At 69.7% G+C, this 25,586-nt stretch carries 19 protein-coding genes and 1 pseudogene; 13 read left to right on the top strand and 7 right to left on the bottom strand.

Annotation, left to right across the window (positions count from 1 at the left end):
- Positions 1-32: 32 nt before the first annotated feature.
- From RBJ65_RS04830 to RBJ65_RS04840, 3 genes are all read right to left on the bottom strand, one after another.
- Positions 33-1,661: an alpha/beta hydrolase gene (locus RBJ65_RS04830; protein WP_306317982.1), complete on the bottom strand. Its 1,629-nt coding sequence runs from the start codon at positions 1,659-1,661 to the stop codon at positions 33-35.
- 96 nt (positions 1,662-1,757) lie between these two features.
- The gene (locus RBJ65_RS04835) at positions 1,758-3,302 is read right to left on the bottom strand and encodes an alpha/beta hydrolase (RefSeq protein ID WP_306317983.1); all 1,545 of its coding nucleotides are present in this window, start codon (positions 3,300-3,302) and stop codon (positions 1,758-1,760) included.
- A gap of 101 nt (positions 3,303-3,403) precedes the next feature.
- Entirely contained in the window at positions 3,404-6,184 is a 2,781-nt protein-coding gene (locus RBJ65_RS04840; protein ID WP_306317984.1) for a lysylphosphatidylglycerol synthase transmembrane domain-containing protein, read from the bottom strand.
- 155 nt (positions 6,185-6,339) lie between these two features.
- On the opposite strand from RBJ65_RS04840, the gene RBJ65_RS04845 reads away from it, so the two are divergent.
- From RBJ65_RS04845 to RBJ65_RS04870, 6 genes are all read left to right on the top strand, one after another.
- Entirely contained in the window at positions 6,340-6,714 is a 375-nt protein-coding gene (locus RBJ65_RS04845; protein WP_372341227.1) for an MGMT family protein, read from the top strand.
- Between the two features lie 278 nt (positions 6,715-6,992).
- Positions 6,993-10,283 carry an ATP-dependent DNA helicase gene (locus RBJ65_RS04850; protein ID WP_306317986.1) on the top strand — a complete coding sequence of 1,097 codons (3,291 nt, stop codon included), beginning with the start codon at positions 6,993-6,995 and terminating at the stop codon, positions 10,281-10,283.
- A 94-nt stretch (positions 10,284-10,377) separates the two neighbouring features.
- A complete protein-coding gene (locus RBJ65_RS04855) occupies positions 10,378-13,914 on the top strand; it encodes an ATP-dependent DNA helicase (protein WP_306317987.1) in 3,537 nt (1,178 codons plus the stop codon).
- 10 nt (positions 13,915-13,924) lie between these two features.
- On the top strand, positions 13,925-15,337 hold the full coding sequence (locus RBJ65_RS04860) for a dipeptidase (protein WP_306317988.1): 1,413 nt from the start codon (positions 13,925-13,927) through the stop codon (positions 15,335-15,337).
- Positions 15,338-15,412: 75 nt separating this feature from the next.
- On the top strand, positions 15,413-16,372 hold the full coding sequence (gene nudC / locus RBJ65_RS04865) for an NAD(+) diphosphatase (protein ID WP_306317989.1): 960 nt from the start codon (positions 15,413-15,415) through the stop codon (positions 16,370-16,372).
- 73 nt (positions 16,373-16,445) lie between these two features.
- Positions 16,446-16,622 carry a hypothetical protein gene (locus RBJ65_RS04870; protein WP_306317990.1) on the top strand — a complete coding sequence of 59 codons (177 nt, stop codon included), beginning with the start codon at positions 16,446-16,448 and terminating at the stop codon, positions 16,620-16,622.
- A 92-nt stretch (positions 16,623-16,714) separates the two neighbouring features.
- On the opposite strand, the pseudogene RBJ65_RS04875 reads toward RBJ65_RS04870, so the two are convergent.
- Positions 16,715-16,816: pseudogene (locus tag RBJ65_RS04875) on the bottom strand (NrdH-redoxin); the annotation flags it as partial.
- A 1,077-nt stretch (positions 16,817-17,893) separates the two neighbouring features.
- On the opposite strand from RBJ65_RS04875, the gene RBJ65_RS04880 reads away from it, so the two are divergent.
- On the top strand, positions 17,894-18,583 hold the full coding sequence (locus RBJ65_RS04880; RefSeq protein WP_306317991.1) for a hypothetical protein: 690 nt from the start codon (positions 17,894-17,896) through the stop codon (positions 18,581-18,583).
- A 53-nt stretch (positions 18,584-18,636) separates the two neighbouring features.
- Here RBJ65_RS04880 and RBJ65_RS04885 read toward each other — a convergent pair whose 3' ends face one another.
- A complete protein-coding gene (locus RBJ65_RS04885) occupies positions 18,637-18,813 on the bottom strand; it encodes a hypothetical protein (RefSeq protein ID WP_306317992.1) in 177 nt (58 codons plus the stop codon).
- 118 nt (positions 18,814-18,931) lie between these two features.
- Between RBJ65_RS04885 and RBJ65_RS04890 the strand changes: the two genes are divergently transcribed.
- On the top strand, positions 18,932-19,738 hold the full coding sequence (locus RBJ65_RS04890; protein ID WP_306317993.1) for a DNA-binding transcriptional regulator: 807 nt from the start codon (positions 18,932-18,934) through the stop codon (positions 19,736-19,738).
- A gap of 69 nt (positions 19,739-19,807) precedes the next feature.
- On the opposite strand, the gene RBJ65_RS04895 is transcribed toward RBJ65_RS04890, so the two are convergent.
- On the bottom strand, positions 19,808-20,059 hold the full coding sequence (locus RBJ65_RS04895; protein ID WP_306317994.1) for a mycoredoxin: 252 nt from the start codon (positions 20,057-20,059) through the stop codon (positions 19,808-19,810).
- A 162-nt stretch (positions 20,060-20,221) separates the two neighbouring features.
- Here RBJ65_RS04895 and RBJ65_RS04900 point away from each other — a divergent pair, with 162 nt between their 5' ends.
- The 5 genes from RBJ65_RS04900 to RBJ65_RS04920 all read left to right on the top strand — a co-directional run bounded on the left by RBJ65_RS04900 (position 20,222) and on the right by RBJ65_RS04920 (position 24,166).
- Positions 20,222-22,465 (top strand): ATP-dependent DNA helicase UvrD2, encoded by a 2,244-nt coding sequence (locus tag RBJ65_RS04900; protein ID WP_306317995.1) that lies wholly within the window; start codon positions 20,222-20,224, stop codon positions 22,463-22,465.
- A 163-nt stretch (positions 22,466-22,628) separates the two neighbouring features.
- Positions 22,629-22,952, top strand: a complete 324-nt coding sequence (locus tag RBJ65_RS04905) for a hypothetical protein (protein ID WP_306317996.1) — start codon at positions 22,629-22,631, stop codon at positions 22,950-22,952.
- 185 nt (positions 22,953-23,137) lie between these two features.
- A complete protein-coding gene (locus RBJ65_RS04910; protein ID WP_306317997.1) occupies positions 23,138-23,506 on the top strand; it encodes a WhiB family transcriptional regulator in 369 nt (122 codons plus the stop codon).
- The gene (locus tag RBJ65_RS04915; RefSeq protein WP_306317998.1) at positions 23,503-23,826 is read left to right on the top strand and encodes a hypothetical protein; all 324 of its coding nucleotides are present in this window, start codon (positions 23,503-23,505) and stop codon (positions 23,824-23,826) included. The genes RBJ65_RS04910 and RBJ65_RS04915 overlap by 4 nt, the downstream gene beginning before the upstream one ends.
- Before the next feature lie 136 nt (positions 23,827-23,962).
- Positions 23,963-24,166: a hypothetical protein gene (locus tag RBJ65_RS04920; RefSeq protein ID WP_306317999.1), complete on the top strand. Its 204-nt coding sequence runs from the start codon at positions 23,963-23,965 to the stop codon at positions 24,164-24,166.
- Positions 24,167-24,172: 6 nt separating this feature from the next.
- On the opposite strand, the gene RBJ65_RS04925 is transcribed toward RBJ65_RS04920, so the two are convergent.
- Entirely contained in the window at positions 24,173-25,537 is a 1,365-nt protein-coding gene (locus RBJ65_RS04925) for an AarF/ABC1/UbiB kinase family protein (protein ID WP_306318000.1), read from the bottom strand.
- Positions 25,538-25,586: the final 49 nt, after the last annotated feature.

The raw sequence follows: 25,586 nt of genomic DNA on the forward strand, positions 1-25,586 counted from the left end.
CGCCGTTTCCGAACCGGGGCGGACGCCTGCCGTCAGGAGCACACCTTGCCGTCGCGCGGTATTTTCCCCTCCAGGAGATACGCGTCGACCGTCGAGTCCACGCATGCGCTGCCGGATCCGTACGCCCCGTGCCCCTCGCCCTTCCACGTCAGCTCGACGCCGACACCCGCGCCCAACTCGTCGACCATGCGGCGCGCCCCTTCGTAGGGAGTCGCCGGGTCCCCGGTGTTGCCCACGACGAGCACCGGAGCCGCACCCGAAGCGCTCACGTCCGGGTCGTCCCACTGCCCCGGAACCGGCCAGTCGTGACACCAACCCGCCGTGTCCCAGCCCATGTACGGCCCGAACACGGGCGAGATCTCGCGGAACTTCGCCAGCCGCTCCTTGGTCTCCCGTGCCGTGGGACGCACCTTGTCGTCGAGGCAGGAGATCGCCCGCTGCGAGTGGCTCGCCGTGCCGTAACGCCCGCTCGCGTCACGGTCGTTGTACGAGTCGGCGAGTGCGAGCAGGGCGGTGCCGTCACCCCGCTCCGCGTCCCGCAGGCCGCGCGTCAGGGCGGGCCAGCTGCTCTTGCTGTACAGGGTGACCGCGATGCCGGTGGTCGCGAGCGACTCGTTCAACTCACGGCCGCCCGCGGTGGTCAGAGGCTTCGCGTCCAGCCGTTTGAGGAGCGCGGTGATCTCGCGCGAACCCTCCTTGGGGTCCTTGCCGCGTGACGTGAAGTAGTTGTCCAGGGCCCGCTGGAATCCACGCGCCTGGTTCTCGGCCTGCCCGATGCGCCCAGCGGTGGGGTCGACGACCGCGTCCAGAGTGAGACGGCCGACCTTGCCGGGGAACAAGTGGGCGTAGATTCCGCCCAGTTCGGTGCCGTAGGAGACGCCCATGTAGTGCATCTTCTTGTCGCCGAGCACCTGACGCATCAGATCCATGTCGCGCGCGGCCTCGACGGTCGACACATGGGCGAGCAGCTCGCCGGCCTGTTCTCGGCAGCCCTTGCCGAAGGCGGCGGCGTCCTTGAGGTACGCCGCTTCCTCCGCGGCGGTGTCCGGAGTGAGGTCGATGGACTCGGCTGCCTGCGTCTCCTTGTCGCTGCGACAGCGCAGCCCCCGGCTCTCCGAGACCCCGCGCGGATCGAAGCTCACCAGGTCGTAGCGCTCCCGCAGTTTCGAGTACTGCGGGGCGAAGGCCGGCAGCAGCTCCACCCCGGAGCCGCCTGGGCCACCGAAGTTGAACAGCAGGGAGCCGATCCGATCACCCGCGTTGCCTTGAGTCTTGGTGCGGATGAGGGCGAGGTCGATCGTGCGTCCTGTTGGCTTCGCGTAGTCGAGCGGGGCCTTGAGCGTGGCGCACTGCCAGTCGGAACCGGGCGCGGGCGTGTCCCCGTGCGCACGGCAACGGCCCCAGTCGAGGCGCTGGTTGGTGAGCGAGGAGGGGAGGCGGGCCGAGCCGTCGTCGCCCGCCGCGGCGCCCGGGGACCGCGAGGCGGATGCCGACGGCCGCTTCGGATCGTCCCCGCCGTCACGGTCACCGTCGCCCGAGCCGCTGCAGCCCGATGCCAGACCGGCCGTCAGCACGACCGCCGCGGCCAGCGAGAGCGCACGGACGCCGTTCTTCCTGCGTGTGCGTGCGCCCGCGGGTGCGCGCGAATCCTGTGCCGCCATGGCACCTCCCCCCTTAACTGCCCCCGTTCGAAAGACAGTCAAGCCATCGTAGGAGCGCCCACTGACATCCGCCCCGGCCTGTGGACAACTCTTGGATCACTTGCAGACCGTTCCCTCGGCCGGGGGCTTCCCGCTGAGGAGGTACGTGTTCACGGCGCTGTGCACGCAGCTGTTTCCGCTGTCGTACGCCCCGTGTCCCTCACCGTCGTACGTCAGCTCGACACCCACACCGTCGCCGAGCGCGTCGACCATCTTCTTCGCGCCCTCGTACGGGGTGGCCGGGTCGCCGGTGTTGCCGACGACGAGGATCGGGGCGGAGCCGGGCGCGCTGACGTCCGGGTGGTCGGCGGCCCCGTCGACGGCCCAGCCGGAGCAGTTGAGCATGCCCCAGGCCAGGTAGTCGCCGAACATCGAGGACGCCGCACGGAACTGCGGCAGCTTCGCCTCGACGTCCTTCGTCGTGTAACGGGGCTTGTCGTCGGCGCAGTTGATGGCGACGTTGGCGGCCTGGATGTTGCTGTACTTGCCGTCCTCGTTGCGCCCGTTCATCGAGTCGGACAACGCCATGAGGATCTTGCCGTCGCCGTCGTACGCCTGCTGCAGGCCCTCGGTCAGGTACTCCCAGAAGTCCTTCGAGTACAGGGACTGAGCGATGCCGTTGGTCGCCGCGGTCTGCGTGAGGTCGCGCGGGAAGATGCCGGGGATCGGCTTCTCCTCGAGCTCGTCGAGCAGCTTGGCGATCTTCGTCTTGACGTCCTGCGGCGTGTCCCCGACGGGGCAGTCCTCGGCCTGCGACGTGCAGTGCTTCGCGTAGTTGTCGAGGGCGAGCTGGAATCCCTTCGCCTGGCTGAGCGAGCCCTCCTCGGGGTCCTGCGTGGGGTCGACGACGCCGTCGAACACGGCGCGGCCCACCTTCTTGGGGAACAAGTGGGCGTAGACGCCGCCCAGTTCGGTGCCGTACGAGACACCGAAGTAGTTCAGCTTGTCGTCCCCGAGCACCTGACGCATGAGGTCCATGTCGCGGGCCGCGTCCGTGGTGCCCACATGGGGGAGGACCTTCCCGGAGCTCTTCTCGCACCCGTCGTTGAAGGTCTTGATGTTGTCGACGAGCTTCTTCTGCTCCGCCGTGTCGTCCGGCGTCGAGTCCTCCTGGTAGTACGCGTCGAGCTGCTTGTCGTCCTCGCACTCGACACCCGCGCTGCGGCCCACCCCGCGCGGGTCGAAGCTGACCAGGTCGTAGCGCGTGCGCAGCTTCGCGTACTCGGAACCGAAGGCGGGCAGGGAGGTGACCCCGGAGCCGCCGGGGCCGCCAAAGTTGAAGATCAGCGAGCCGATCCGCTTGTCCTTGGCCCCGCTTGACTCCGCGCGGATCAACGCCAGGTCGATCGTCTCGCCCTTGGGCTTGTCCCAGTCGAGCGGCGCCTTCATGGTGGCGCACTGCCACTCGGCGCCGCCGGGCAGCGGGGAGGGAGAGTCGCCGCCGCCCTGGGAGTCCGCGGGCGCGGGGCAGTCCTTCCAGCTCAACTGCTGGGACGGCAGATCCGCGTTGTCCTCCGATTCGCCGCCGCACGCGGCGAGCGAAACGGGCAGCAGGGTGGCGGCGATCAGGGCAGAGGTGCGGGACCAGGACGGATTCGGCATGCGTCCATCCTGCGGTTGCCCGGTGCGGGGCGCTCGGGCTGCGGTCTGTGCGAGTGAGGCCGTCGCTGAGGTCGTTGCCGCCCGACGGACGCTCAAGTCGCTTAGAGAGCGCCCTTCCTTGTGAGGTGGTTGAAGAACAGCCACCCAGGGAGAACGGGGAGCCACAACGTAAGGAGCCGGTACAGCAGCACCGCAGGTGCGGCCACCTCCTTGGGCAGCCCGACCGCGATCAAACCCACCGTCAACGTCGCCTCGACGGCACCCACGCCACCCGGTGTCGGTGCGGCAGAGCCGAGCGCGTTGCCCGCGAGGAAGACCACGGCGACGCTGGCCAGGCTGATCGTGGTCTGGGTCTCGTCCCCGAAGGCGCGGATCGAGGCGTCCAGGCACATCACGAAACAGGCGGTCAGCAGCAGCATGCCGCCGATGCCGGTGATCAGCTTCCGCGGCCGCTGCAGCACGTCGAGCATGCGCGGCACGACACCAGCGAAAAGTGAGCGCACGCGCGTGACGACGAATTTGCGCAGGAACGGGATCGACGTCACTACAAGGACGAGTACGGCGACGGTCAACAGGCCCGCGATGACCGTGCGGGACGGCGACAAGGAGGGCGTCTTCTCCGTCCCTGTCAGGTAACCGAAGGTCAGCAGCAGGAGGATGTGACTGCCCATGCCGAACAGCTGCGAGGCGCCGACACTCGCGACGGCGAGCCCCGGACGGACCCCCGCGCGTTGCAGGAAGCGCGTGTTGAGCGCCACGCCACCGACCGCCGCTGGTGCCACGATCTTCACGAAGGACCCGGCGACCTGGGCCGCGACGGTCCGCATGAAGGGCACGCGTTCCGGTACGAAGCCGAGCAGGCTCATCGCGGCGGCCACGTAGCTGAGCGCGGAGAACAGCACCGCGAGGCCGACCCAGCCCCACTCGGCCTCGCCCACGATCGCCCCGAAGTCGATGTGGGTGAGCTGCGACAGCAGGAAGTACGCGCCGATCGCGCCGGCGATGAAACTGATCAGCGTGCGCGGCCTGATGCGCTCCAGGCGGGCCGGTTCGACGGGCGCCTGCGGCCGGATGCGCAGCACCTGGTGGCGGATCTGGGTCAGCAGATCCTCCTCGCGGGCCTCCTCCAGAGCCTCGTCGAGCGCTCGCTTCTCGGCCTGCCGCTCGGCCTTCTCGTACTTCTTCTCGGACTTTTTCTCGGCACGCACGGACACCTTGTCGATGTCGGTGTCGGCCGCCTCCTCGACGCGCGCCTGCTTGGCCCTGCTGGACGCCTCCAGGACGGCCTCGCGCTCGCGCTGGGCCCGCTCGCGTCCGAGCTTGCGCAGCGTCGCCCTGGTGGAGCGGGTGAGCGCGATCGGCTGCAGCAGCGGCAGACAGTCGGCGATGGTGTCCGGTCCGAGGACGCCCACGGCGGACGCGACGGCGCGCTCGGCGCCCACTCGGAGGCCTAGCGTCGTGAGCAGCTGGGCGATGTCCATGCGCAGCACCAGGTCGCCCGCGGCGATCTCACCGCCGCGCAGATCCGTGAGGATCACGGTGCCGGAACGATCCACCAGAATCGCGTCGCCCGCCAGCCTGCGATGCGCGATCCGCCGCGACTGGAGCGCCTGCACCTGGTGCCAGGTGTCCCGCATCAGCTCGTCGGTGATCTCTTCGTCCGGCAGCGCGTCCAGGGACCGGCCGCCGACGTGTTCGTAGACGAGCATCACGGCGTCGGGGCCGAGCTCGGACGTCGCGATCAGCTTCGGCGCGTTCGCCCCGGCGGCGATCGCCGCATAGGCGAGCAGCGCCTCCTGCTCCAGGGCCTGGCGCAGCGACTGGAGGCTGCGGCGCTGCGTGATGCCGCGCAGCGTCAGGCGCCGCCACACTCGGTAGAAGAAGCCCTGCGCCTGCTGCTCCCGGTCCACCACGGTGACGTCGAGCGGCGGTCCGTCCTCCAGGGTGACGAAGTAGCGCCGCCCCCGGTCGCCGTTCTCCGTAGTGCCCTCCTGGGCTTCCTCACGGGAGGCGCTGACGGGGTGGAAGCCGACGTGGCGCAGGCCGGCGAGGAGCGTCTGCCCTGTAGGGCGCACGTTCGGGGAGCCGACGGCGTACAGCGTTCCGTAGGCGACGGTCCAGCCGATGAGGATCGTCAGGATGATCGAGAACGGTGTCGTATAGCCGGTGACCAGCATCGCGAACGCGTCGAGCAGCAGCACCACCCACAGCACGACGCGCCATCGGGGGCGCCGGGACATGCCGACCGCCGTCATATAGGCGATGACGGGCGCCAAGTAGCCGTGCACCGGGTCGGTGAGCGCATGGAGGTCGCCGGGCGACACCGTGGTGAGCGCGTCCTGGATGGACTGCGGGGCGGCCCTGGCGACCCAGAGGTCGGTCGCCAGCGTCACTCCGTGCGCGAGAACCGCGGCGAGCACTCCGTCGGCGATCCGCAGACCGTCGCGTTTGATGAGCCGCTCGATGGCGAACGCGACCGGCACCAGCAGGATGGCGATGCTCGACGCGAGACCGGCGAACTTGGTCAGCAGGTCGGGTGCCTGGCCGGTGCCCTTGTCGATGTCCTGGGCGAAGCCCGAGGTCGTGCCGTGCGCGAACGCCGCGATGGCCAGGATGACGACGATGGCGAGCAGCCCCACAAGGAGGCGCATGAGGTCGGAGGGCCGGTGCACGCGCGCGGGGAGCAGCGGTTCGTCGCCGTCCACCTGCTCCGCGTGCACGTCGTTCTCGGCACAGTCGGGGTCGTGCAACGGCTGCTCGTGCTTCGTCTCGTCGGCCTGATCGGCCGCTTCATCAGGGCGCGCCGGTGCCACAGAGGTGCCCTCCGCCTTGTCGGGGTGCACGCTCTGCTGCTCCGTGGTCTCTTCTTGATCTCGTATCACCAGTCACCGCCCGCACGATGGTGGCATGCCGCACCGTCATAGGGGGGCATCAGGGTGCATTCGAGGAGCGTGGAGTCCTCGGTGAACGTCTTCTTGTGCGTCCGTCCAAGCCGCCTCTTGTACGTCCCTCCATGTTGTCGGTGCCGTGCGGCAGGATGGGCCGGATGAGCAAGGAGAGCGAACCGGCGGGAGAGCTTCCCGAGTACGCGGAGCGGGTCCTCGACGTCGCGGAATCGATCCCGCGCGGGCAGGTCATGACGTACGGAGACGTGGCCGAATGGCTGGAGGAGGGCGGCCCCCGCCAGGTGGGGCGGGTGATGGCCCTCTACGGAGGAGCGGTTCCGTGGTGGCGTGTGGTGCGCGCGGACGGCCACCTCCTGCCGGGGCACGAACTGCGCGCGCTCGACCGCTACAGGGAGGAGGGAACGCCCTTGCGAGAGGCATCCCGCGCCGCCGAAGGTCATCTGCCGCGCCTCGACATGAAGCGCGCACGGTGGGACGGCCGGGCAGGTACGGAAGCTCACAATTGACAGCTTCGGCCATCCCGCGCGCGGGCGGGGTACCGATGGCCCGTATGGGGGAAACGGGGCATGCGGGGCACTTCGGCGCCCTCGCGTCCGTTGGTGAGACCGGGCACATCCGTGCCAGGGGGAACGCGGGGGAGGCACCGGAAGCCCGACTTCCGCCACACTCGACGGCGTAGCGTCGACAGCACCGTCGATGGCAGACACCTCCTTCGCCCCAGGGCCACCGCCTCGCGCGGACGGCCCTTCGATCACCAGCACACCCACCAGGACCAGCGATCCACGTGAGCTCCTCCTCGTCCACCCGGCACCTGTCGCAGCACCAGGTTCGACAGGTGGTCCCCGGTGCGTACCGACTGGTGCGTACCCCGCCGGCTCCGGTGGACCCCCCTCGTCTGGACGCACATCAGCGTGCGGTGGTTGACCATGCCCACGGGCCGCTGCTCGTCCTGGCCGGTCCGGGGACCGGAAAGTCCACGACTCTCGTGGAGGCCGTCGCGGCGCGCGTCGCCAAGGGCGTCGACCCCGCGCGCGTCCTGGTGCTCACGTTCAGCCGGAAGGCCGCGGTGGAACTGCGCGACCGGATGGCTGTGCGCATCGGAGCGGCGCACGCCCCGCAGGCGACGACGTTCCACTCGTTCTGCTACGCGCTGGTCCGCGCCCACCAGGACGCGGACCTCTTCGCGGAGCCCCTGAGGCTGCTGTCGGGCCCCGAGCAGGACGTCGCCGTGCGGGAGCTGCTCGCGGGGCAGATCGACCTGGAGCAGGCCGGGCTCGCGCATGTGCGCTGGCCCGACGAGCTGCGCGCGTGCCTCACGATGCGGGGCTTCGCCGACGAGGTGCGCGCGGTCCTCGCCCGGAGCCGCGAGCTGGGCCTCGGTCCGCCCGCCCTGGACGCCTTCGCGCGCCGTATAGGCCGCCCGGACTGGCGGGCGGCCGCCACCTTCCTCGCCGAGTACCTGGACGTCCTCGACGCGCAGGGCGTGCTCGACTACGCGGAACTGGTGCACCGTGCCGTGCTCCTGGCGCGCCGCACGGAGGTCGCCAACCAGCTCGCCAAGCGGTACGACGCCGTTTTCGTCGATGAGTACCAGGACACCGACCCCGCCCAGGTGCGGCTCCTGCAGGCGCTCGCGGGTGGGGGCCGCACCCTCGTCGCCTTCGGCGACCCGGACCAGTCGATCTACGCGTTCCGGGGCGCGGACGTGAACGGCATCCTGAACTTCCGCGAGGACTTCCCCCGCGCGGACGGCGCCCCCGCCCCGCTCGAAGTGCTCACCACGTCCCGGCGTTCCGGCGCCCGTCTCCTGGAGGCCACGCGCCGCGTCACCCACCGGATGCCGCTGACCCGGCTGCCCGCGCACAAGGTGCGCGCCCACCGTGAGTTGACGCCCGTGCGCGACGGAGGCACGGCCGAGGTCTACACGTACCCGACATCCGGTACGGAGCTCGACAACATCGCGGACATCCTGCGCCGTGCCCACCTGGAGGACGGCGTCCCGTGGAGCGACATGGCCGTCCTGGTGCGCGCCGGCACGCACAGCATCCCGGCGGTGCGGCGCGCGCTCACGGCGGCCGGCGTCCCCCTCGACATCGACGGCGACGACCTGCCGCTGCGCCACGAACCGGCGGTCACACCGCTGCTGACGGCCCTCAAGGCGGTGGCCAGGACCGACACCCCCGAAGGGGAGAGCTGGCTCGACACCGAGACTGCTCTCGAACTCCTGGCCTCGCCACTGGCCGGGATGGACGCGGCGGATCTACGTCGCCTGGGGCGCGCCCTGCGCGAGGAGGAGCGCGCGGCCGGGAACGCGCTGCCGCCACCCTCGGACGACCTGCTCGCCCGCGCCCTCGCCGAGCCCGAACGGCTCGCCCTGCACGACCCCGCCTACGCGCGCGGTGCGCAGCGTCTCGGCGCCGTCCTCGCCACCGCCCGCCGGAAACTCACCGACGCGGGCAGCGCCGAAGAAGCCCTCTGGGCGCTGTGGAACGGCACCCCCTGGCCGAGCCGACTCGAGCGTGCCGCCCGCCGCGGCGGCGCCGCCGGGCGCAACGCGGACCGCGATCTGGACGCCGTCTGCGCCCTGTTCGCCGTCGCGTCGCGCGCGGAGGAGCGCACGGGAGGCCGCGGCGCCCGCAACTTCCTGGAGGAACTGGAGGCCCAGGACATCGCGGCGGACACCCTCGCCGGTCGTGCCGTGCGCCCCGACGCCGTCCGCCTCATGACCGCACACCGCTCCAAGGGCCTGGAGTGGCGGCTCGTCGTCGTCGCGGGCGTCCAGGAAGGGCTGTGGCCCGACCTACGGCGCCGCGGATCGCTTCTGGAAGCCGACCGCATCGGACGCGACGGCCTCGCCGAACCACTCACTCCCGGAGCACTGCTCGCGGAGGAACGACGCCTCTTCTACGTAGCCGCCACGCGCGCGCGGGAGCGGCTCGTGATCACCGCCGTGAAGGCGCCCGCGGACGACGGCGACCAGCCGTCCCGGTTCCTGACCGAGCTGGGCGTCGAACCCAAGGACGTCAGCGGGCGCCCGCGCCGCCCCCTGTCGGTGGCCGCGCTCGTCGCCGAACTGCGCGCCACGACCGTCGACCCGCGCGTCTCCGAAGGGCTGCGCGAGGCCGCCGCGCGCCGCCTCGCCAAGCTGGCCGCGCTCAGCGACGACGACGGCAGGCCGCTCGTGCCGGCCGCCCACCCGTACCGCTGGTGGGGCATGCACGAGCCGACCGAGAGCAAGGTTCCGCTGCGCGACCGGGACAAGCCCGTCGTCCTGTCCGGAAGCGCCCTCGACCAGTTGGCCAACACCTGCGCCCTGCAGTGGTTCCTCGGCCGCGAGGTGAAGGCCGACGCTCCCGCCACCGCGGCTCAGGGCTTCGGAAACGTCGTGCACGTCCTGGCCGACGAGGTCGCCTCCGGGCGCACGCCCGCCGATCTCGCCGTCCTCATGGAGCGCCTCGACTCCGTGTGGGACGCCCTCGCCTTCGACGCGCCCTGGAAGTCGAGCCAGGAGAAGGAGAACGCCCGCGCCGCGCTGGAGCGCTTCCTCCAGTGGCACGTCATGGACCGCGCGGGCCGCACCGCCGTCGCCAGCGAGCACGACTTCGACGTGACGCTCGAAGCGGGCTCCTACGAAGTACGCATCCGAGGCTCCATGGACCGCGTGGAGCGCGACGCCGAAGGCCGTGCCTACGTAGTCGACTTCAAGACCGGCAAGCAGGCGCCGAGCTCCGCGGAGGTCGCCCGCCACCCACAACTCGCCGTGTACCAGCTCGCCGTGCACGAGGGCGCCGTCGACGAGGCCTTCGACGGCGTGCGCCCGCACCCGGGAGGGGCCGAGCTGGTGCAGCTGCGGCAGGGCGCAGCCAAGAAGGACGGCGGCGAGACCCTGCCGAAGGTGCAGGCGCAGGAACCCGTCGAAGGGGAGACGGGGGAGTGGGTCGGCGATCTCCTCGCCACCGCGGCCGGCAAGGTCCTCGACGAGCGCTTCGTGCCCACCGCGGGCCAGCACTGCGCCCACTGCGCCTTCCGGGCCTCGTGCAGCGCGCGTCCGGAGGGCAAGCACGTCGTCGAGTGACGTGCGGGGTGTCGAGCGACGTGCGGAGTGACGTGCGCCTCCACTGAGCCCGAACGGGACGGCGCTGTCAGTGGGGCCGGTTAGCCTCGATGAGGTGACCACGCGCCTCACCGACCCCGAGCAGCTCAAGGAGCTCCTCGGAATCCCGTTCACCCCGGAGCAGACGGCCTGCATCACCGCACCGCCCGCCCCGCAGGTGATCGTGGCCGGAGCCGGCTCCGGCAAGACGACGGTGATGGCCGCGCGCGTGGTCTGGCTGGTCGGCACCGGGCAGGTCGCGCCCGAGCAGGTCCTGGGCCTCACGTTCACCAACAAGGCGGCGGGCGAGCTGGCCGAGCGCGTCCGCAAGGCCCTGATCAAGGCGGGCGTCACCGACCCCGACACCATCGACCCGGACAACCCGCCGGGCGAGCCCGTGATCTCCACGTACCACGCCTTCGCGGGCCGACTGCTGACCGACCACGGCCTGCGCATCGGCCTCGAACCCACGACGCGGCTGCTCGCCGACGCGACCCGCTTCCAGCTCGCCGCGCGCATACTGCGCGAAGCGCCCGGCCCGTATCCCGCCCTCACGCGCTCCTTCGCCGACCTGGTCAGCGACCTGCTCACCCTCGACGGCGAGCTGGCGGAACACCTCGTACAACCAGGCAAGCTGCGCGCGTACGACCACGAGCTGCTGCGCACCCTCGAAGGCGCCAAGCTCAGCAACGCGGACCTGCGGAAGGTCCCCGAGGCGGCCGCCGCGCGCCTGGAGCTGGCCGAGCTCGTGGGCCACTACAGGGAAGCCAAGCGGACACGGGACCTCCTCGACTTCGGCGACCAGATCGCCCTGTCGGCGACGCTGGCCGACACACGGCCCGAGGTCGGCGAGATCCTGCGCGACGAGTTCCGCGTGGTCCTGCTCGACGAGTACCAGGACACCTCCGTGGCCCAGCGCATCCTGCTCGCAGGCCTCTTCGGCGGCGGAACGGGCCACGCGGTGACGGCGGTCGGCGACCCCTGCCAAGCGATCTACGGGTGGCGCGGCGCCTCCGTCGCCAACCTCGACGACTTCCCGAGCCACTTCGCGTACGCGGACGGACGCCCGGCCACCCGCTTCGCGCTCAGCGAGAACCGGCGCAGCGGCGGCCGCCTCCTCGACCTCGCCAACGGGCTCGCCGAGCCGCTCCGCGCGATGCACGCGGGCGTGGAGGCCCTGCGCCCCGCCCCGGGAGCCGAGGCGGACGGCGGCGTGCGCTGCGCCCTCCTGCGCACGCACAGCGAGGAGATCGACTGGCTCGCCGACTCCATCGGCCACCTCGTCGCCACCGGGACGGCGCCCGGGGAGATCGCAGTCCTGTGCCGCACCGCGACCGACTTCGCCCAGATCCAGGGCGCCCTCGTCGCCCGCGACATCCCGGTCGAAGTGGTCGGCCTCTCCGGCCTGTTGCACCTCCCGGAGGTCGCCGACCTGGTCGCCATGTGCGAGGTCCTCCAGGACCCCGGGGCCAACGCCTCGCTCGTACGGCTGCTGACCGGCCCGCGCTGGCGCATCGGCCCGCGCGACCTCGCCCTCCTGGGGCGCAGGGCACGCTTCCTGGTCTCCCACGCGCGCGGGGCGGACGACGACCCGGACCGGCGCCTGGCGGAGGCCGTGGAGGGGGTCGACCCGGCCGAGGTGATATCGCTCGCGGACGCGCTCGACACGTTCCTGGAGTCCTCGGTCGAGGACGAGGAGGACGACGACGGGCTGCCGTTCTCGCCGGACGCGCGCGTGCGCTTCGCACGGCTCGCCACCGAACTGCGCGAACTGCGCCGCTCGTTGTCGGACCCGCTCATGGACGTGCTGCACCGCGTGCTCGCGGTCACCGGCCTGGAGGTCGAACTCGCCGCGTCCCCGCACGCGTTGGCGGCCCGGCGGCGCGAGACGCTGTCCAACTTCCTCGACGTCGCCGCGTCCTTCGCGGCCAACGACGGCTCCGCGACGCTGCTCGCCTTCCTGGCCTTCCTCCGTACCGCGGCGCAGTACGAGAAGGGCCTGGACAACGCGCTGCCCGGCGGCGAGAACACCGTGAAGGTGCTCACCGCCCACAAGTCCAAGGGCCTCGAATGGGATGTGGTCGCCGTCCCCGGACTCGTCAACGGCACGTTCCCGAGCGCCCAAGGTCGCGAGAAGTGGACGGCGCAGGCCAAGGTGCTGCCCCACGAACTGCGCGGTGACGGCGCCACGCTGCCCGACATCGAGACGTGGGACTCCAAGGGCATGAAGGCCTTCCACGCCGACATGAAGGACCACCAGCACACCGAGGAACTGCGCCTGGGCTACGTCACGTTCACCCGCCCGCGCTCCCTGCTGCTCGGCTCCGGACACTGGTGGGGGCCCTCCCAGAAGCGCAGGCGCGGGCCGTCGGACTTCCTCCAGGCGCTGTACGAGCACTGCGCCGCCGGGTACGGCGAGATCGAGGCATGGGCCGACGAACCGGCGGAGGACGAGGAGAACCCGGCCCTCCAGGAGGAGTCGGTCGAGCACGCCTGGCCGCTGCCGCTGGACGAGGAGGCGCGGGCCCGCCGCCGGGCCGCGGCCCACACGGTCCTCGCCTACTTGGAGCGCGCCGACGGTCCCGAAGCGGCGCACGCCCACACCGAGGCCCACCCGGCCGTCCTCGAAGAGCCGCCCTTCGAGGACCCCGACTGGCCACCGCCCCCGGAGGACGACGAGCCCCCCTACGGCCCGTATGAACCGCCCTACGACGCGGACGAACCGCCCTACGACCCTTACGAGGACGACGACGGTCCGTACGAGGGTCCTTACGACGACGTTCCTTCCAGGGACGACTACGTACCGGACGAGCCCGAGACACCGGCCCCCGCCGTTCCGCACCCCGCTCCCGCCCCCGAGGCCGAACTCACCCCGGAGGAGGCCCGCACCATCGCCTCCTGGGACCGCGACCTCGACGCCCTGTCCGGCGAGCTGCTGCGCGCCCGGGCCGCCGTCCGCGACGTCCCGGTGCCGCACACCCTCACCGCGTCCCAGGTCCTGCGGATGGCCGCCGACCCGGACGCCTTCGCCCAGGAACTCGCCCGCCCCATGCCGCAGCCGCCGCAGCCCGCGGCCCGCAGGGGCACCCGGTTCCACGCGTGGATCGAGGCGCGCTTCGAAGAGCTGCGGCTGCCCATGCACGACCCGGAGGAACTGCCTGGCAGCGACGCCGAGATCGCGGACGAGCGCGACCTGGAGGAACTCAAGGAAGCCTTCGAGCGCACCCCGTACGCGCACCGCACTCCCTACAGGGTCGAGACGTCCTTCCAGATGGCCATCGCGGGCCGCGTCGTCCGCGGCCGTATCGATGCCGTCTACAAGGAGGGCGAAGGCGACGAGGCGACGTACGAGATCGTGGACTGGAAGACGGCCCACAGGAAGTCCGCGGACCCCCTCCAGCTGGCTGTCTACCGGCTGGCCTGGGCCGAGCAGCAGGGCGTGCCCCTGGAGGCCGTGAGCGCCGCCTTCCTGTACGTACGCACCGGGGAGACGGTCCGGCCGCGCCGGCTGCCCGGCCGGGAGGAGCTGGAACGGCTTCTGTTGGAGGATCCGCAGGAGCCTGCGGAGTCCGTCGAGGAACCGCCGGGCGAGCACGCTCGGGCGGGCCGATAGGCTCGTGACCATGAGCAAGCCCGTTGACAGCGCCGTCAGCACCGTCCGTGCGTACATCGAGAACCAGCGTGAGGCGTTCCTCGACGACCTCGCCGCGTGGCTGCGGATCCCTTCCGTGTCCGCCCAGCCCGCCCACGCGCCGGACGTTCGGCGCAGCGCCGACTGGCTCGCCGCGAAACTCGCCGGGACCGGCTTCCCGACCACGGAGGTGTGGGAGACGCCCGGCGCCCCCGCCGTGTTCGCCGAGTGGCCCTCGGGCGACCCCGAGGCCCCCACGGTCCTCGTCTACGGGCATCACGACGTGCAGCCGGCCGCCCGCGAGGACGGCTGGGACACCGACCCCTTCGACCCGGTCGTGATCGGAAAGCGGCTCCACGCGCGCGGGGCGGCCGACGACAAGGGGCAGGTGTTCTTCCACACCCTCGGCCTGCGTGCCCACCTGGCCGCGACCGGCCGCACCGCACCCGCGGTCAACCTCAAGTTCCTCGTCGAGGGTGAGGAAGAGTCGGGTTCGCCGCACTTCCGCGCCCTCGTGGAGGAGCGCAAGGAGCGCCTCGCCGCCGACGCGGTGATCGTCTCCGACACGGGCATGTGGTCCGAAGACACCCCCACGGTGTGCACCGGCATGCGTGGCCTCGCCGACTGCGAGATCGAGCTGTACGGGCCCGACCAGGACATCCACTCCGGCTCGTTCGGCGGCGCCGTCCCGAACCCGGCGACCGCGGCCGCCCGCCTCGTGGCCGCGCTGCACGACGAGCACGCGCGCGTGGCCGTACCCGGCTTCTACGACGGCATCGTGGAGCTCACCGACCGGGAGCGCGAGCTCTTCGCGGAGCTGCCGTTCGACGAGGAGCAGTGGCTGCGCACGGCGAAGTCACGGGCCACCCACGGAGAGGCCGGGCACAGCACCCTGGAGCGCATCTGGGCCCGCCCCACCGCCGAGGTGAACGGGATCGGCGGCGGCTACCAGGGGCCGGGCGGCAAGACGATCGTGCCGTCCTCAGCGATGCTCAAGCTCTCCTTCCGCCTGGTCGCAGGGCAGGACCCGGACCACATCGAGAAGGCCGTCACCGCCTGGGTCGCCGAACAGCTGCCTGCGGGGATCCGGCACACCGTCACCTTCGGGGCCGCCACCCGCCCCTGCCTCACACCGCTCGACCACCCGGCTCTGCGGTCCGTCGTACGCGCCATGGGTCAGGCCTTCGAGCAGAAGATCCGCTTCACGCGCGAGGGCGGCTCGGGTCCCGCGGCCGACCTCCAGGACGTCCTGGAGGCCCCGGTGCTCTTCCTGGGGATCTCCGTGCCGTCCGACGGTTGGCACGCCCCCAACGAGAAGGTCGAACTCGACCTCCTTATGAAGGGTGTCGAAACAACCGCCTACCTCTGGGGCGACCTCGCGGAGAGCTGGGCAGATGCACACTGACTGAGGCACCCCGCACCCACCTCGCCGAACCGCCCGCCGAACCACCCATTTCCACCGGGGGAGTTGGAAGCACTCGTGACCACCTGGACCGACCGAACCGCCGACCTCGCCGCAGGGCGACCCCTCTCGCTCTCCGCGCCGAGCGGAATCGACCGCGCCGCGCACCACCGCCTCGACGAGGCCTGGCTCGCCGCCGCGTGGAGCCATCCCACGACCCGCGTCTTCGTGGTCTCCGGTGGTCAGGCGCTGATCGACGAGACACCGGACGGCCGGACGGAACTGGTCATGACCCCGGCCTTCGAGGCGCCCCTCACCGAGGCGCACCGCTACTTCCTGGGCACCGACGAGGACGGCGTGAGCTACTTCGCGCTCCAGAAGGACACGCTTCCCGGGCGGATGGACCAGTCCGCGCGCCCGGCGGGCCTGCGTGAGGCGGGAATGCTCCTCTCCGAGCGCGACGCGGGCCTCATGGTGCACGCCGTCGCCCTGGAGAACTGGCAGCGGCTGCACCGTTTCTGCTCCCGCTGCGGCGAACGCACCGTCATCGCCGCCGCGGGCCACATCCGCCGCTGCCCGGCCTGCGGGGCCGAGCACTACCCGCGCACCGACCCGGCCGTGATCATGGCCGTGACGGACGAGCAGGACCGCATCCTGCTCGGCCGCCAGGTGCACTGGCCCGAAGGGCGTTTCTCGACGCTCGCGGGCTTCGTCGAGCCCGGCGAGTCCATCGAGCAGTCGGTGCGGCGCGAGGTCTTCGAGGAGGCGGGGGTCGTCGTCGGTGACGTCGAGTACGTCGCCAGCCAGCCCTGGCCGTTCCCGTCCAGCCTGATGCTCGGCTTCATGGCCAAGGCCACGTCCTTCGAGATCAATGTGGACGGCGACGAGATCCACGAAGCGCGCTGGTTCTCCCGAGAGGACCTGCGCACCGCCTTCGACTCCGGCGAGGTCATGCCTCCCTACGGGATCTCGATCGCGGCCCGGCTGATCGAGCTCTGGTACGGCAAGCCCCTGCCGAAGCCCAGCGACGCGCTCTGAGCCGCGCTCTGCCGGACCGCCGGCCTCGTGGCAGGGTTGGTCTCAGAAGCCCTGACGCAAAGGGGGCGAGACCATGGCCGGCTCTGCGGAACAGCGCAGGCGCGAAGAGGAAGCGGCGGCCCGGCGGCGCGCGTGGGCGCTCAAGCGCCGGGGCAACCAGGACATCACAGGCAACCGCGCGGCGAACCTGCTGACGATGATCCTCACGTTGATCTTCCTCGCCGTGATCGTCGTGCTGGTGCTGGTCTGACGGGCCCAGGGCACCCGTCAGACCAGCGCAGGACAGCGAAAAGCCCCCGTACCCGAGTGGGGGCGGGGGCCATACGCTCAGGGCCGGACAGCTCAGGCGGCCATGGCCTGCTTGACCTGGGCCAGCGACGGGTTCGTCATAACCGACTCGGCGCCGCTGTCGGACACCACGAGGAGCGCGGGGACGGTTCTCACTTTTCCCCCACTAGGCAGCCAAGCTCAGTGCTTGAGTTCCCTCGGGGAGAGGGAGCATCAGTTCCGTCCCATCAGCCGGCGTCATCAACGCTGTGCCTGCTTCAAGGTCGAGCAAGAACGACACGTCACCGGGTGGCGGCTGCTTCCCGTACCGGATGCCATCCGGAGAGGCGTACACCTTTTTTGCATTTCAGGATTTGTTCGCGAACTTCGATGCGTAAGAATACGGATTCCCGTATAGGGAATAGGGAGGGGGCAGCCCCTTAACGAGGTTGAGCCGGACCGGGACGTCATAGCAGCTCCGGTTCGCTGCACTTCCTGAAGGCCCCTTTAGAGGGATGATCAAGGGTCTATTGCAAGGTTATGCAGCGTTTTGCCTCGTACTCAGATTGGCCGGATCCCTTGGCAATGCTGCGATCTGAATCGAGCCCTCGTGCCAGAAGGGAGCCTTTGAATGACTTCCAAGAACACGCCGGCTCGGCGAATTCAGGCTGAGCTGATATCGAAATATGAAGCCGATGGCATTCGCCTGTCTGGCTTCGAGAAGCGGTATATAGAATCCGCGTCAGAGCATCTTGCCTGTGCCGAGTCATTGGGTCGGCTCGTTAAGGAGCAGGGTCGGATGATCGAGGGCGGAAACTGAAAGGGTGTGTATGTGCTGCACCCTGCGGTTGCTGAATCCGGCAGTCTCGACAGCAGGCCGACAAGCTGATTGCGATGGTTCAGAAGCCGACTACGGCTAATCCTTCTCGTCGTGCTGCTCGCCGTGGGGGGGCACATCTGATGGCTGAGTGGATAGCCGTTGATTCTGCCGATCATATGGAGCGTTTGAGGCAGGCCCGACTTTTGGCTGAATACTCGTTCGCGTTGGAGCCTGATCCGGTTACTCCTACGCCCGATGAAATCGAGGCTAGGGTTCCTGAGTTCCTGGGGAAGCTGTGTGAAGGTACCTCTAAGAAGTCCTTGGGGTGACTCAAACCAAAGAATTCGTAAAGGACCTTCGCCTAAGCGTTCTGGGACCTTCAGCTGTCAAGTCGACGTAAGTGCACTGCGAACCTCGTAGCAGGAGGTAAGCGAATGCAGTACGAGCAGTGGAGTCCTCGGAAAGAGTCGAACCCCGTCAAGGCCAGGAAGACCCGCCGCAGGATCATCGGGACAGTGGTCGCCCTCGGGGCTATGGGCGTCGTAGCCGGTGCCCTGAGCGGTGGCAGCAACACGACGGACAAGAAGTCCACCGAAGCCAAGCCGAAGGCTCATGCGACCGCTCAGGCGCGTGTGAAGGTGCCACAGCACCACGTACAGGCTGCGGCCAAGACGTCCCCGAAGCCGACTCACACGCACTCGGCGTCTCCCAAGTCGACGCACAAGCCGAAGCCGAAGCCGAAGAAGAAGCACCATCACCACAGCCACGCCACGGTCATCAGTGGCGTGAAGCACTACATGCGGGAGATGGCCGGTCCTAGCACGAGTGACCCGTCGGACCCGATGGACTTCACGACGAAGGACATCACTGGCTACAGCTTCCATGACGGGGTCCTGACGGTTAAGACCGACCTGTACCCGAAGGATTCCAACAAGACGCACGCCGAGGGCGGGATCAACCTGCTGAAGGCCATGGGTGGTGGCAACTACTCGGCGGACATCAACCATGCCGCGAAGAAGATCGATGAGATTGACCTTCAGCTCTCGAACCACCTCACGGCCGAGGCGGCAGCACCGGGCGACATGACTGCTCAGGAGCTTGACAACGTGTTCGAGGTCGCCTAGCTCCACTGAGCCCAAGAAGATGCCCCGGCTTCGGCCGGGGCTTTCTTGCGTTCTCAGCACTTGTCGTAGTGCTGGTAGGGCCCGAACCTGGCTCCCGATGGCTGCTCTACGCGGAGTCTCCACACCCGCTCAAACCCGTTGAAGGGCTTGCCGCACTTGTTGCACGTCTCGCCCTTGGGCGCGTAGGTCACGTAGTCGCCCAGCTTCGCGTTCGTCTGTGCTGTTGCCATGGTCACTAGGGTCCGCAGAACCGCCGGTCACTGCGACGACGTTCTAGGCGTCCTTCCGGCGCTACTCGTAGGCGTCAAACCGGTGTCATTCGAGGGCCCCAAGCCCTACCGTGATCACATGACGACGACAGCGCTTGTCCCGAACGATGTGCTGCGTGCCGTCCGTATCGGCATGCGGCTGAGTCAAGATGAGTTTGCTACCCAACTCCGCAAGGCTGGCGACGAGTTGAGGGAGCCCAACGATGCCTCCAAGAGGCTCGTACAGCGGTGGGAGTCGGGCCGGACTCGCACCTGTCGCCCCCTGTACGCACGTGCCTTGGAGAAGGCGACGGGACGGCCGATTGAAGCCCTAGGCTTCGCTCTGTCCCTGCCTGGCTCACGCAGGGATGACTCCGCAGGAGCATCCCGAGTCCATGAGGACGGCGCAGGAGGCCACGACATGGAGTCGGGGCCCGAAGGGATCACCCAAGCGTCCGGAGACGCTGAGACAAGCACTCAGCCCCAGGGAGACGACTACTCGGGTATCTGGCTCTCTCGATATGAGTTCTACTCGTCCAGTCGAGACGAGACCTTCGAAGCCAAGCACCACGTACTAGTGGTGCACCGTGGCGACCGACTCACGGTCGAGTCACTGCCCGACGCTGCCACGAACCCCGGTAGTCGGCTGCAACTGGCTCTGACGGTGGACCGGAACATCGTCACCGGCTCTTGGGTAGAGGACACGTCCGCTGATGGCTACTACCAGGGAGCCAAGTACCACGGGGCGATTCAGATGCTTGTCGAGCCCACCGGCCGACGCATGTCCGGGAAGTGGGTTGGCTTCGGGAAAGACTTCGACGTCAACACTGGACCGTGGGAGCTGCGGAAGCTGGACGGGTCGACGGCTAAGGCGAGCATCGAGCGGTACAGCACCCCACCGGAGTGAGCAGCAGAAGACCCCCGCACCCATCAGGGCCGGGGGTCTGTCTCTGAGTGCGGGGACTCAAGTGGGGGTCTAGGCCATGGCCTGCTTGACCTGAGCCAACGAAGGGTTGGTCATCACGGTCTCAGCGCCTTCAGAGGAAAAGATGCGAACCGTGGGAACCGTCTGGTTCCCGCCGTTCGCCTTCTCGACGAAGGCCGCGGACTCCGGGTCGTGCTCGATGTTGACCTCGGTGTACCCGATGCCCTCACGGTCCATCTGCTTCTTCAGCCGCTGGCAGTAGCCGCACCACGTGGTGCTGTACATCGTCACAGTGCCCGGCATGTCCTCGCGCTCCTTCGGTGGCTGGGGGTGCGTGTTCGCAATCAGTCGAACGTACGCGACCCGGCGCCCATTCCCGCGCGTCGAGCGCATTAGTACGACAAGTGCCCGGCGCCTGTGGACAACGCGACGCACGCGTCCCCGCGGACCTGGCAGCATGGCGGGGTGACAGCAGCAACGCACTCCACCCTGTTCCCGCAGGATCCCGGCCGTGCTCAATACTCGGCTCCGCCGAGGGACGCCGACGCGGTGCTCGAGGGGCTCGACCCCGAGCAGCGCGCCGTGGCGACGGCCCTGCACGGTCCGGTGTGCGTGCTCGCGGGCGCGGGCACGGGCAAGACGCGGGCGATCACCCACCGCATCGCGTACGGCGTCCGTGCCGGGATCCTCCAGCCGAACACGGTCCTCGCCGTCACGTTCACCAACCGCGCCGCCGGCGAGATGCGCGGCAGGCTCAGGCAGCTCGGTGCCGAGGGAGTGCAGGCCCGCACCTTCCACTCCGCCGCCCTGCGCCAGCTCCAGTTCTTCTGGCCCAAGGCGGTCGGCGGGGAACTGCCCCGGCTCGTCGACCGCAAGATCCAGCTCGTCGCCGACGCCGCGGCCGCCTCGCGCCTGCGCCTGGACCGCGGCGAACTGCGCGACGTGACCGCGGAGATCGAGTGGTCCAAGGTCACGCAGACCGTCCCCGGCGACTACGCCGCGGCGGTGCACAAGGCGGACCGCGCGGCGCCCCGGCACCCTGCCGAGATCGCCCAGATCTACTCCGCGTACGAAACCCTCAAGCGGAACCGCTCGGTCATCGACTTCGAGGACGTCCTGCTGCTCACCGTCGGCATCCTCCAGGACCGACAGGACATCGCCGAGCAGGTACGCGCCCAGTACCAGCACTTCGTCGTCGACGAGTATCAGGACGTCAGCCCGCTCCAGCAGCGCCTCCTGGACCTGTGGCTCGGCGAGCGCGACAGCCTCTGCGTCGTCGGTGACGCCAGCCAGACGATCTACTCCTTCACCGGCGCCACCCCCGACCACCTGCTGGGCTTCCGCACGCGCCACCCCGCGGCCACCGTCGTCAAGCTGGTCCGCGACTACCGCTCCTCGCCCCAGGTCGTGCACCTCGCCAACGGAATCCTGACCAGGGCCAGTGGCCGCGCCGCCGAGCACCGCCTGGAACTCGTCTCGCAGCGCGAGGCGGGCCCCGAGCCGACGTACGTCGAGTACGCCGACGAGCCCTCCGAGGCAGAGGGCGCCGCCCGCCGCATCAGGGAGCTGATCGACTCCGGAGTGTCCGCCGGAGAGATCGCGATCCTCTTCCGCACGAACGGGCAGTCGGAGATCTACGAACAGGCACTCGCCGACGCGGGCGTGCCCTACCAGCTGCGTGGAGCCGAGCGCTTCTTCGAGCGCGCCGAGGTGCGCAAGGCCCACCACGAGCTGCGCGCGGCGGCCCGCTTCGGGGACAACGACGCGGGACTCGACGAGGCCGTCGACCTGCCCTCCCAGGTCAGAGCCGTCCTGTCCGGAGCGGGCTGGACCCCGGAGCCGCCCGCGGGATCCGGCGCCGTACGGGACCGCTGGGAGTCGCTCGCCGCCATCGCCCGGCTCGCGGAGGACCTCGCGAGAGCCGAGCCCGCCGCGACCCTGAACGCGTTCGTGGCGGAACTCGACGCGCGGGCCAACGCCCAGCACGCCCCGACCGTGGAAGGCGTCACCCTGGCCTCGCTGCACGCGGCGAAGGGCCTCGAGTGGGACGCGGTGTTCCTGGTCGGCCTCGCCGAGGGCATGATGCCGATCACCTACGCCAAGACCGACGAGCAGATCGAGGAGGAGCGGCGGCTCCTGTACGTCGGGGTGACCCGCGCGCGGCGCCACCTCGGCCTCTCCTGGGCGCTGTCCCGCTCGCCGGGCGGCCGTCCGAACCGCAGGCCGAGCCGTTTCCTCGACGGACTGCGGCCCGGGTCGAAGGGCTCGGCGGGACGCGGGGCGCGCGCGGGGCGCGGCGGCATCGAGTTCGGAAGCGGTCCGGGCGCCCGCGAACCGGTCGGTGACGTGCGGCCCAGGGCCGACCGGAAGGTGGCGCGCTGCCGCGTGTGCGGCCGCACCCTCGAGGCCGCCGAGATGAAGCTGATGCGCTGCGAGGACTGCCCGTCGGACATGGACGAGGGGCTGTACGAGCGACTGATCGAGTGGCGCGGACGCACGGCGGCCGGGCTCGGCCAGCCCGCGTTCTGCGTCTTCACGGACAAGACCTTGATCGCCATCGCCGAGGCCGCACCCGAGGACGCGGCCGAGCTGTCCCGCATCCCGGGTGTCGGGCGCCGGAAGTTTCGGACGTACGGATCCGATGTTCTGGCTATTTGCGCAGGTCAGGAGTTGGAGGATCAGCCTGATGACGAGTCAGGGGACGACTGATGCGAACTCGTCGAAAAAATAGTTTGCGCATGCCCCAGCAATCCCCATAGGTTCTTAATCACGAAAGCAGCGGCCTTCTCGAAGGCCCTGGTTCCGTGTTGTACTTGAAAGCCGTCGGACCGGTTCGCACCGGTCCCCGAGACGCCGAGAGGAGGCGATTCCAGTGATCAGCATCAACGCCAGCTCCATCAGCACCGCCAAAATGACCGATCGCTCGGTCGTCGCTTCCTGCCTGCTCGGTTTCTCGAACCCGGGCACCGGTCTGTCTGGCGTCTCTGCCATGCGTCCGGAGTCCGGCCTGGCCCTCGCGGGTCTTCCCGTCCGCGAGCGCAATGAGCGACCGACCAAGGCACCGGAAGCAGTAGCGACGGCACAGGCTCACGCCTATGCCTTTGCGGCGGCCGGTGCCGGATTCCGGAAGCAGACGACGCAGCACCTCACGATGTGGGCCTTCCGTGGGCTCAAACCCTGGAGTGATCCAGCCTGACGACGATCAGGCCGGCGCCTTCAGGGCCGCGGAACCCCATCCGGGATCCGCGGCCCTTCTGTTTTCCCGGAAGAGACAGCGATCTTCCGAGGGACCAGAACGAAGGGGCCTCGGGACAAGAAAAGAACCCGGTACCGCCACCAACCGGCCCACCGGCCGGACGACCAGACGAGGAAGAAGACACCGTGCAACTCGAAGCGCACGCCCCGTCCGTACCGCCTTCAGACCCTCTTACCCCGCCCGTGTCCACGGAGGACTCCACCTTGAACCCGCTGACCGCGCTCACCGCGCTCGACGACGCCATCGAGAACCTCGACGTGCCCGTCCCCTGCCGTGCCTACGACCCCGAGGTCTTCTTCGCGGAGTCGCCGGCGGATGTCGAGTACGCCAAGTCCCTCTGCCGTACCTGCCCGCTGATGGAGGCCTGCCTGGCCGGCGCCAAGGAGCGGCGTGAGCCGTGGGGCGTCTGGGGCGGCGAACTGTTCGTCCAGGGCGTTGTTGTCGCCCGGAAGCGGCCGCGTGGCCGCCCGCGCAAGAACCCGGTCGTGGCATGAACACCCCCGGAACGATCGACCGCCCCCTGACGCACGACCCCAAGAAGCAGGCCCCGATGAAGCCGTCCACGAGCGAGCCCGCAGGCTCCGCGATCCCAGACTTCACCACCCCCGGCGCGAACGAGTCGCGCCAGAACAGGACCCGTCAGATGCAACTCATCCCAGAAGCCTTGGCTCGTGCGCATATGCACGACTCATTGCGTGCGGCGGAGAGTGAACGCCGGGCCGTGCGCCTGGCCACGGCCCGCCGGATGCAGCGTCGTGCCGAGCGCGCGTCGCTGCGCGCCCGGCGTGCGCTCGCCATGGCCGTCATGCAGTAACCGAACTGTCGACGCCGGCTCGTCGACACCTGCCGCGGCGAACGCGGCTGCTCCCTCGGGGGCCGGTCCGATCCGGACCGGCCCCCGAGGTGCGTGGCGCCCGGCGTTCATCGGGTTGTGGAGTTATCGTCGCCGAGTGACGTCTCTTCCTGGCGGGGACTGCGCGCAGCAGCCCGAGCATCAGGCCGTCGCGTGCGCGCGGTGCGGCACGACAGCCCAAGAGATGCCGCTGACCTGGACGTGTTCCGTCGAGGGCGGCGTCCGGCGGTACTTCTGCGAGGCCTGCGCCCGGGAGAACATCAGGGCCATCGAAGGACGGCTCGACTCCGACTGGTGGTGATCGGGCTCAGGCCTCCGCGGCCGGCCAGTCCTCGGCCTCCATCTCCTCCTCGACCACAAACCCCGGTACCCACGCCTCCAGTTCGTCCCGGAGCCGCACCGTGGCCCCCAACTGGCACAGCACCCCGATCGTGCTGAGCGTCACCCGATGTATCAGCAGATACGACGGCGGCAGGTTGAGCTGCTTGCCCAACTGGTGGGCGGGGGAGCGGGGATCGGCTATCCGGGCCGCCTGGTTGCGCATCCAGGAGCGGGTGAACGTGAAGCTGTCGACGCGGGCCGGCTCGATGATCGGCAGCAAGTAGTCGAGCACCGCGTCCGGTTCGAGCTCGATCGACTCCTTGACGAAACCCTCCTCGCAGAGCAGCTCGTAGACCGCCGCCGCCTCGCCGTCGAGCGTTCTGCGCAGGGAGGCGCCGATCGTGCCGGGCAGGCCACCGGGCAGCCGGTCCACCGTGCCGAAGTCCAGGACGCCCAGCCGCCGTCCGCCCTTCTCGTCCGGAAGCAGCCGGAAGTTGCCCGGGTGGGGGTCCGCGTGCAACAGGCCCGTGCGTGCGGGACCCGAGAACAGGAAGCGGGCCAGCAACTGTCCCGCGCGATCACGCTCGTCCTGACTCCCATCGTTGATGATCTCGGCGAGCGGTGTGCCGTCCATCCACTCCGTCACCAGGACCTGCTCGGACTGGTGCACCACATGCGGCACCACGACGTCGGGGTCGTCGTCGAACTCCTCCGCGTGTGCCTGCTGGGCCTGCGCCTCCAGCGCGTAGTCCAACTCCTCGGAGATCCGGTCGCGCAACTCGGCGATGAGCGGCTTGATGTCCATGCCCGGGACCAGCGGGCCCAACAGGCGGGCGAATCTGCTCAGTTGGTTGAGGTCCGAAAGCAGCGCCTCGCCCGCGCCCGGGTACTGCACCTTTACGGCGACCTCGCGGCCGTCGTGCCACACCGCGCGGTGCACCTGCCCTATCGACGCGGCGGCCGATGGCCTGTCGTCGAACTCCAGGAACAGCTCGCGCCATTGCTCGCCGAGCCGTTCGTCGAGGACCGCGTGCACGGTGCGCGTCGGCATCGGAGGCGCGGCTTCCTGGAGCTTGGTCAGGGCCGCGCGATACGGGCCCGCGACATCCTCCGGCAGCGCGGACTCGAAGACGGACAGTGCCTGCCCGAACTTCATGGCGCCGCCCTTGAGTTCGCCGAGCACCTTGAACAGTTGCTCCGCCGTGCGCTGTTGCAGTTCCCGGCCGACGAGCTCGGCGGACTTGCCGCCGATGCGTCTGCCGATGCCCCAGGTCGCTCGGCCCGCGAAGCCGATCGGCAGCGCTGCCAGCTTGGCGGTACGGGTAACCGCCTTCCGGGGAAGATCCGACATACACCCCTCCAAGTGCCGAACAGCCATGCCGCGCGTGCCCGAGTGTCGT

The sequence above is a fragment of the Streptomyces sp. KL109B genome, from assembly GCF_030766935.1.
Lineage (GTDB): Bacteria > Actinomycetota > Actinomycetes > Streptomycetales > Streptomycetaceae > Streptomyces.

What these genes read in the sequence shown, in the direction of transcription:
- RBJ65_RS04845 (WP_372341227.1), top strand. Translation starts at nt 6,340, where the DNA reads ATGGGCCGGATGAGCAAGGAGAGCGAACCGGCGGGAGAGCTTCCCGAG.
- RBJ65_RS04890 (WP_306317993.1), top strand. Translation starts at nt 18,932, where the DNA reads ATGACGACGACAGCGCTTGTCCCGAACGATGTGCTGCGTGCCGTCCGT.
- RBJ65_RS04885 (WP_306317992.1), bottom strand. Translation starts at nt 18,813, where the DNA reads ATGGCAACAGCACAGACGAACGCGAAGCTGGGCGACTACGTGACCTAC.
- RBJ65_RS04870 (WP_306317990.1), top strand. Translation starts at nt 16,446, where the DNA reads ATGGCCGGCTCTGCGGAACAGCGCAGGCGCGAAGAGGAAGCGGCGGCC.
- RBJ65_RS04830 (WP_306317982.1), bottom strand. Translation starts at nt 1,661, where the DNA reads ATGGCGGCACAGGATTCGCGCGCACCCGCGGGCGCACGCACACGCAGG.
- RBJ65_RS04895 (WP_306317994.1), bottom strand. Translation starts at nt 20,059, where the DNA reads ATGCCGGGCACTGTGACGATGTACAGCACCACGTGGTGCGGCTACTGC.
- RBJ65_RS04925 (WP_306318000.1), bottom strand. Translation starts at nt 25,537, where the DNA reads ATGTCGGATCTTCCCCGGAAGGCGGTTACCCGTACCGCCAAGCTGGCA.
- RBJ65_RS04915 (WP_306317998.1), top strand. Translation starts at nt 23,503, where the DNA reads ATGAACACCCCCGGAACGATCGACCGCCCCCTGACGCACGACCCCAAG.
- RBJ65_RS04835 (WP_306317983.1), bottom strand. Translation starts at nt 3,302, where the DNA reads ATGCCGAATCCGTCCTGGTCCCGCACCTCTGCCCTGATCGCCGCCACC.
- RBJ65_RS04860 (WP_306317988.1), top strand. Translation starts at nt 13,925, where the DNA reads ATGAGCAAGCCCGTTGACAGCGCCGTCAGCACCGTCCGTGCGTACATC.
- RBJ65_RS04880 (WP_306317991.1), top strand. Translation starts at nt 17,894, where the DNA reads ATGCAGTACGAGCAGTGGAGTCCTCGGAAAGAGTCGAACCCCGTCAAG.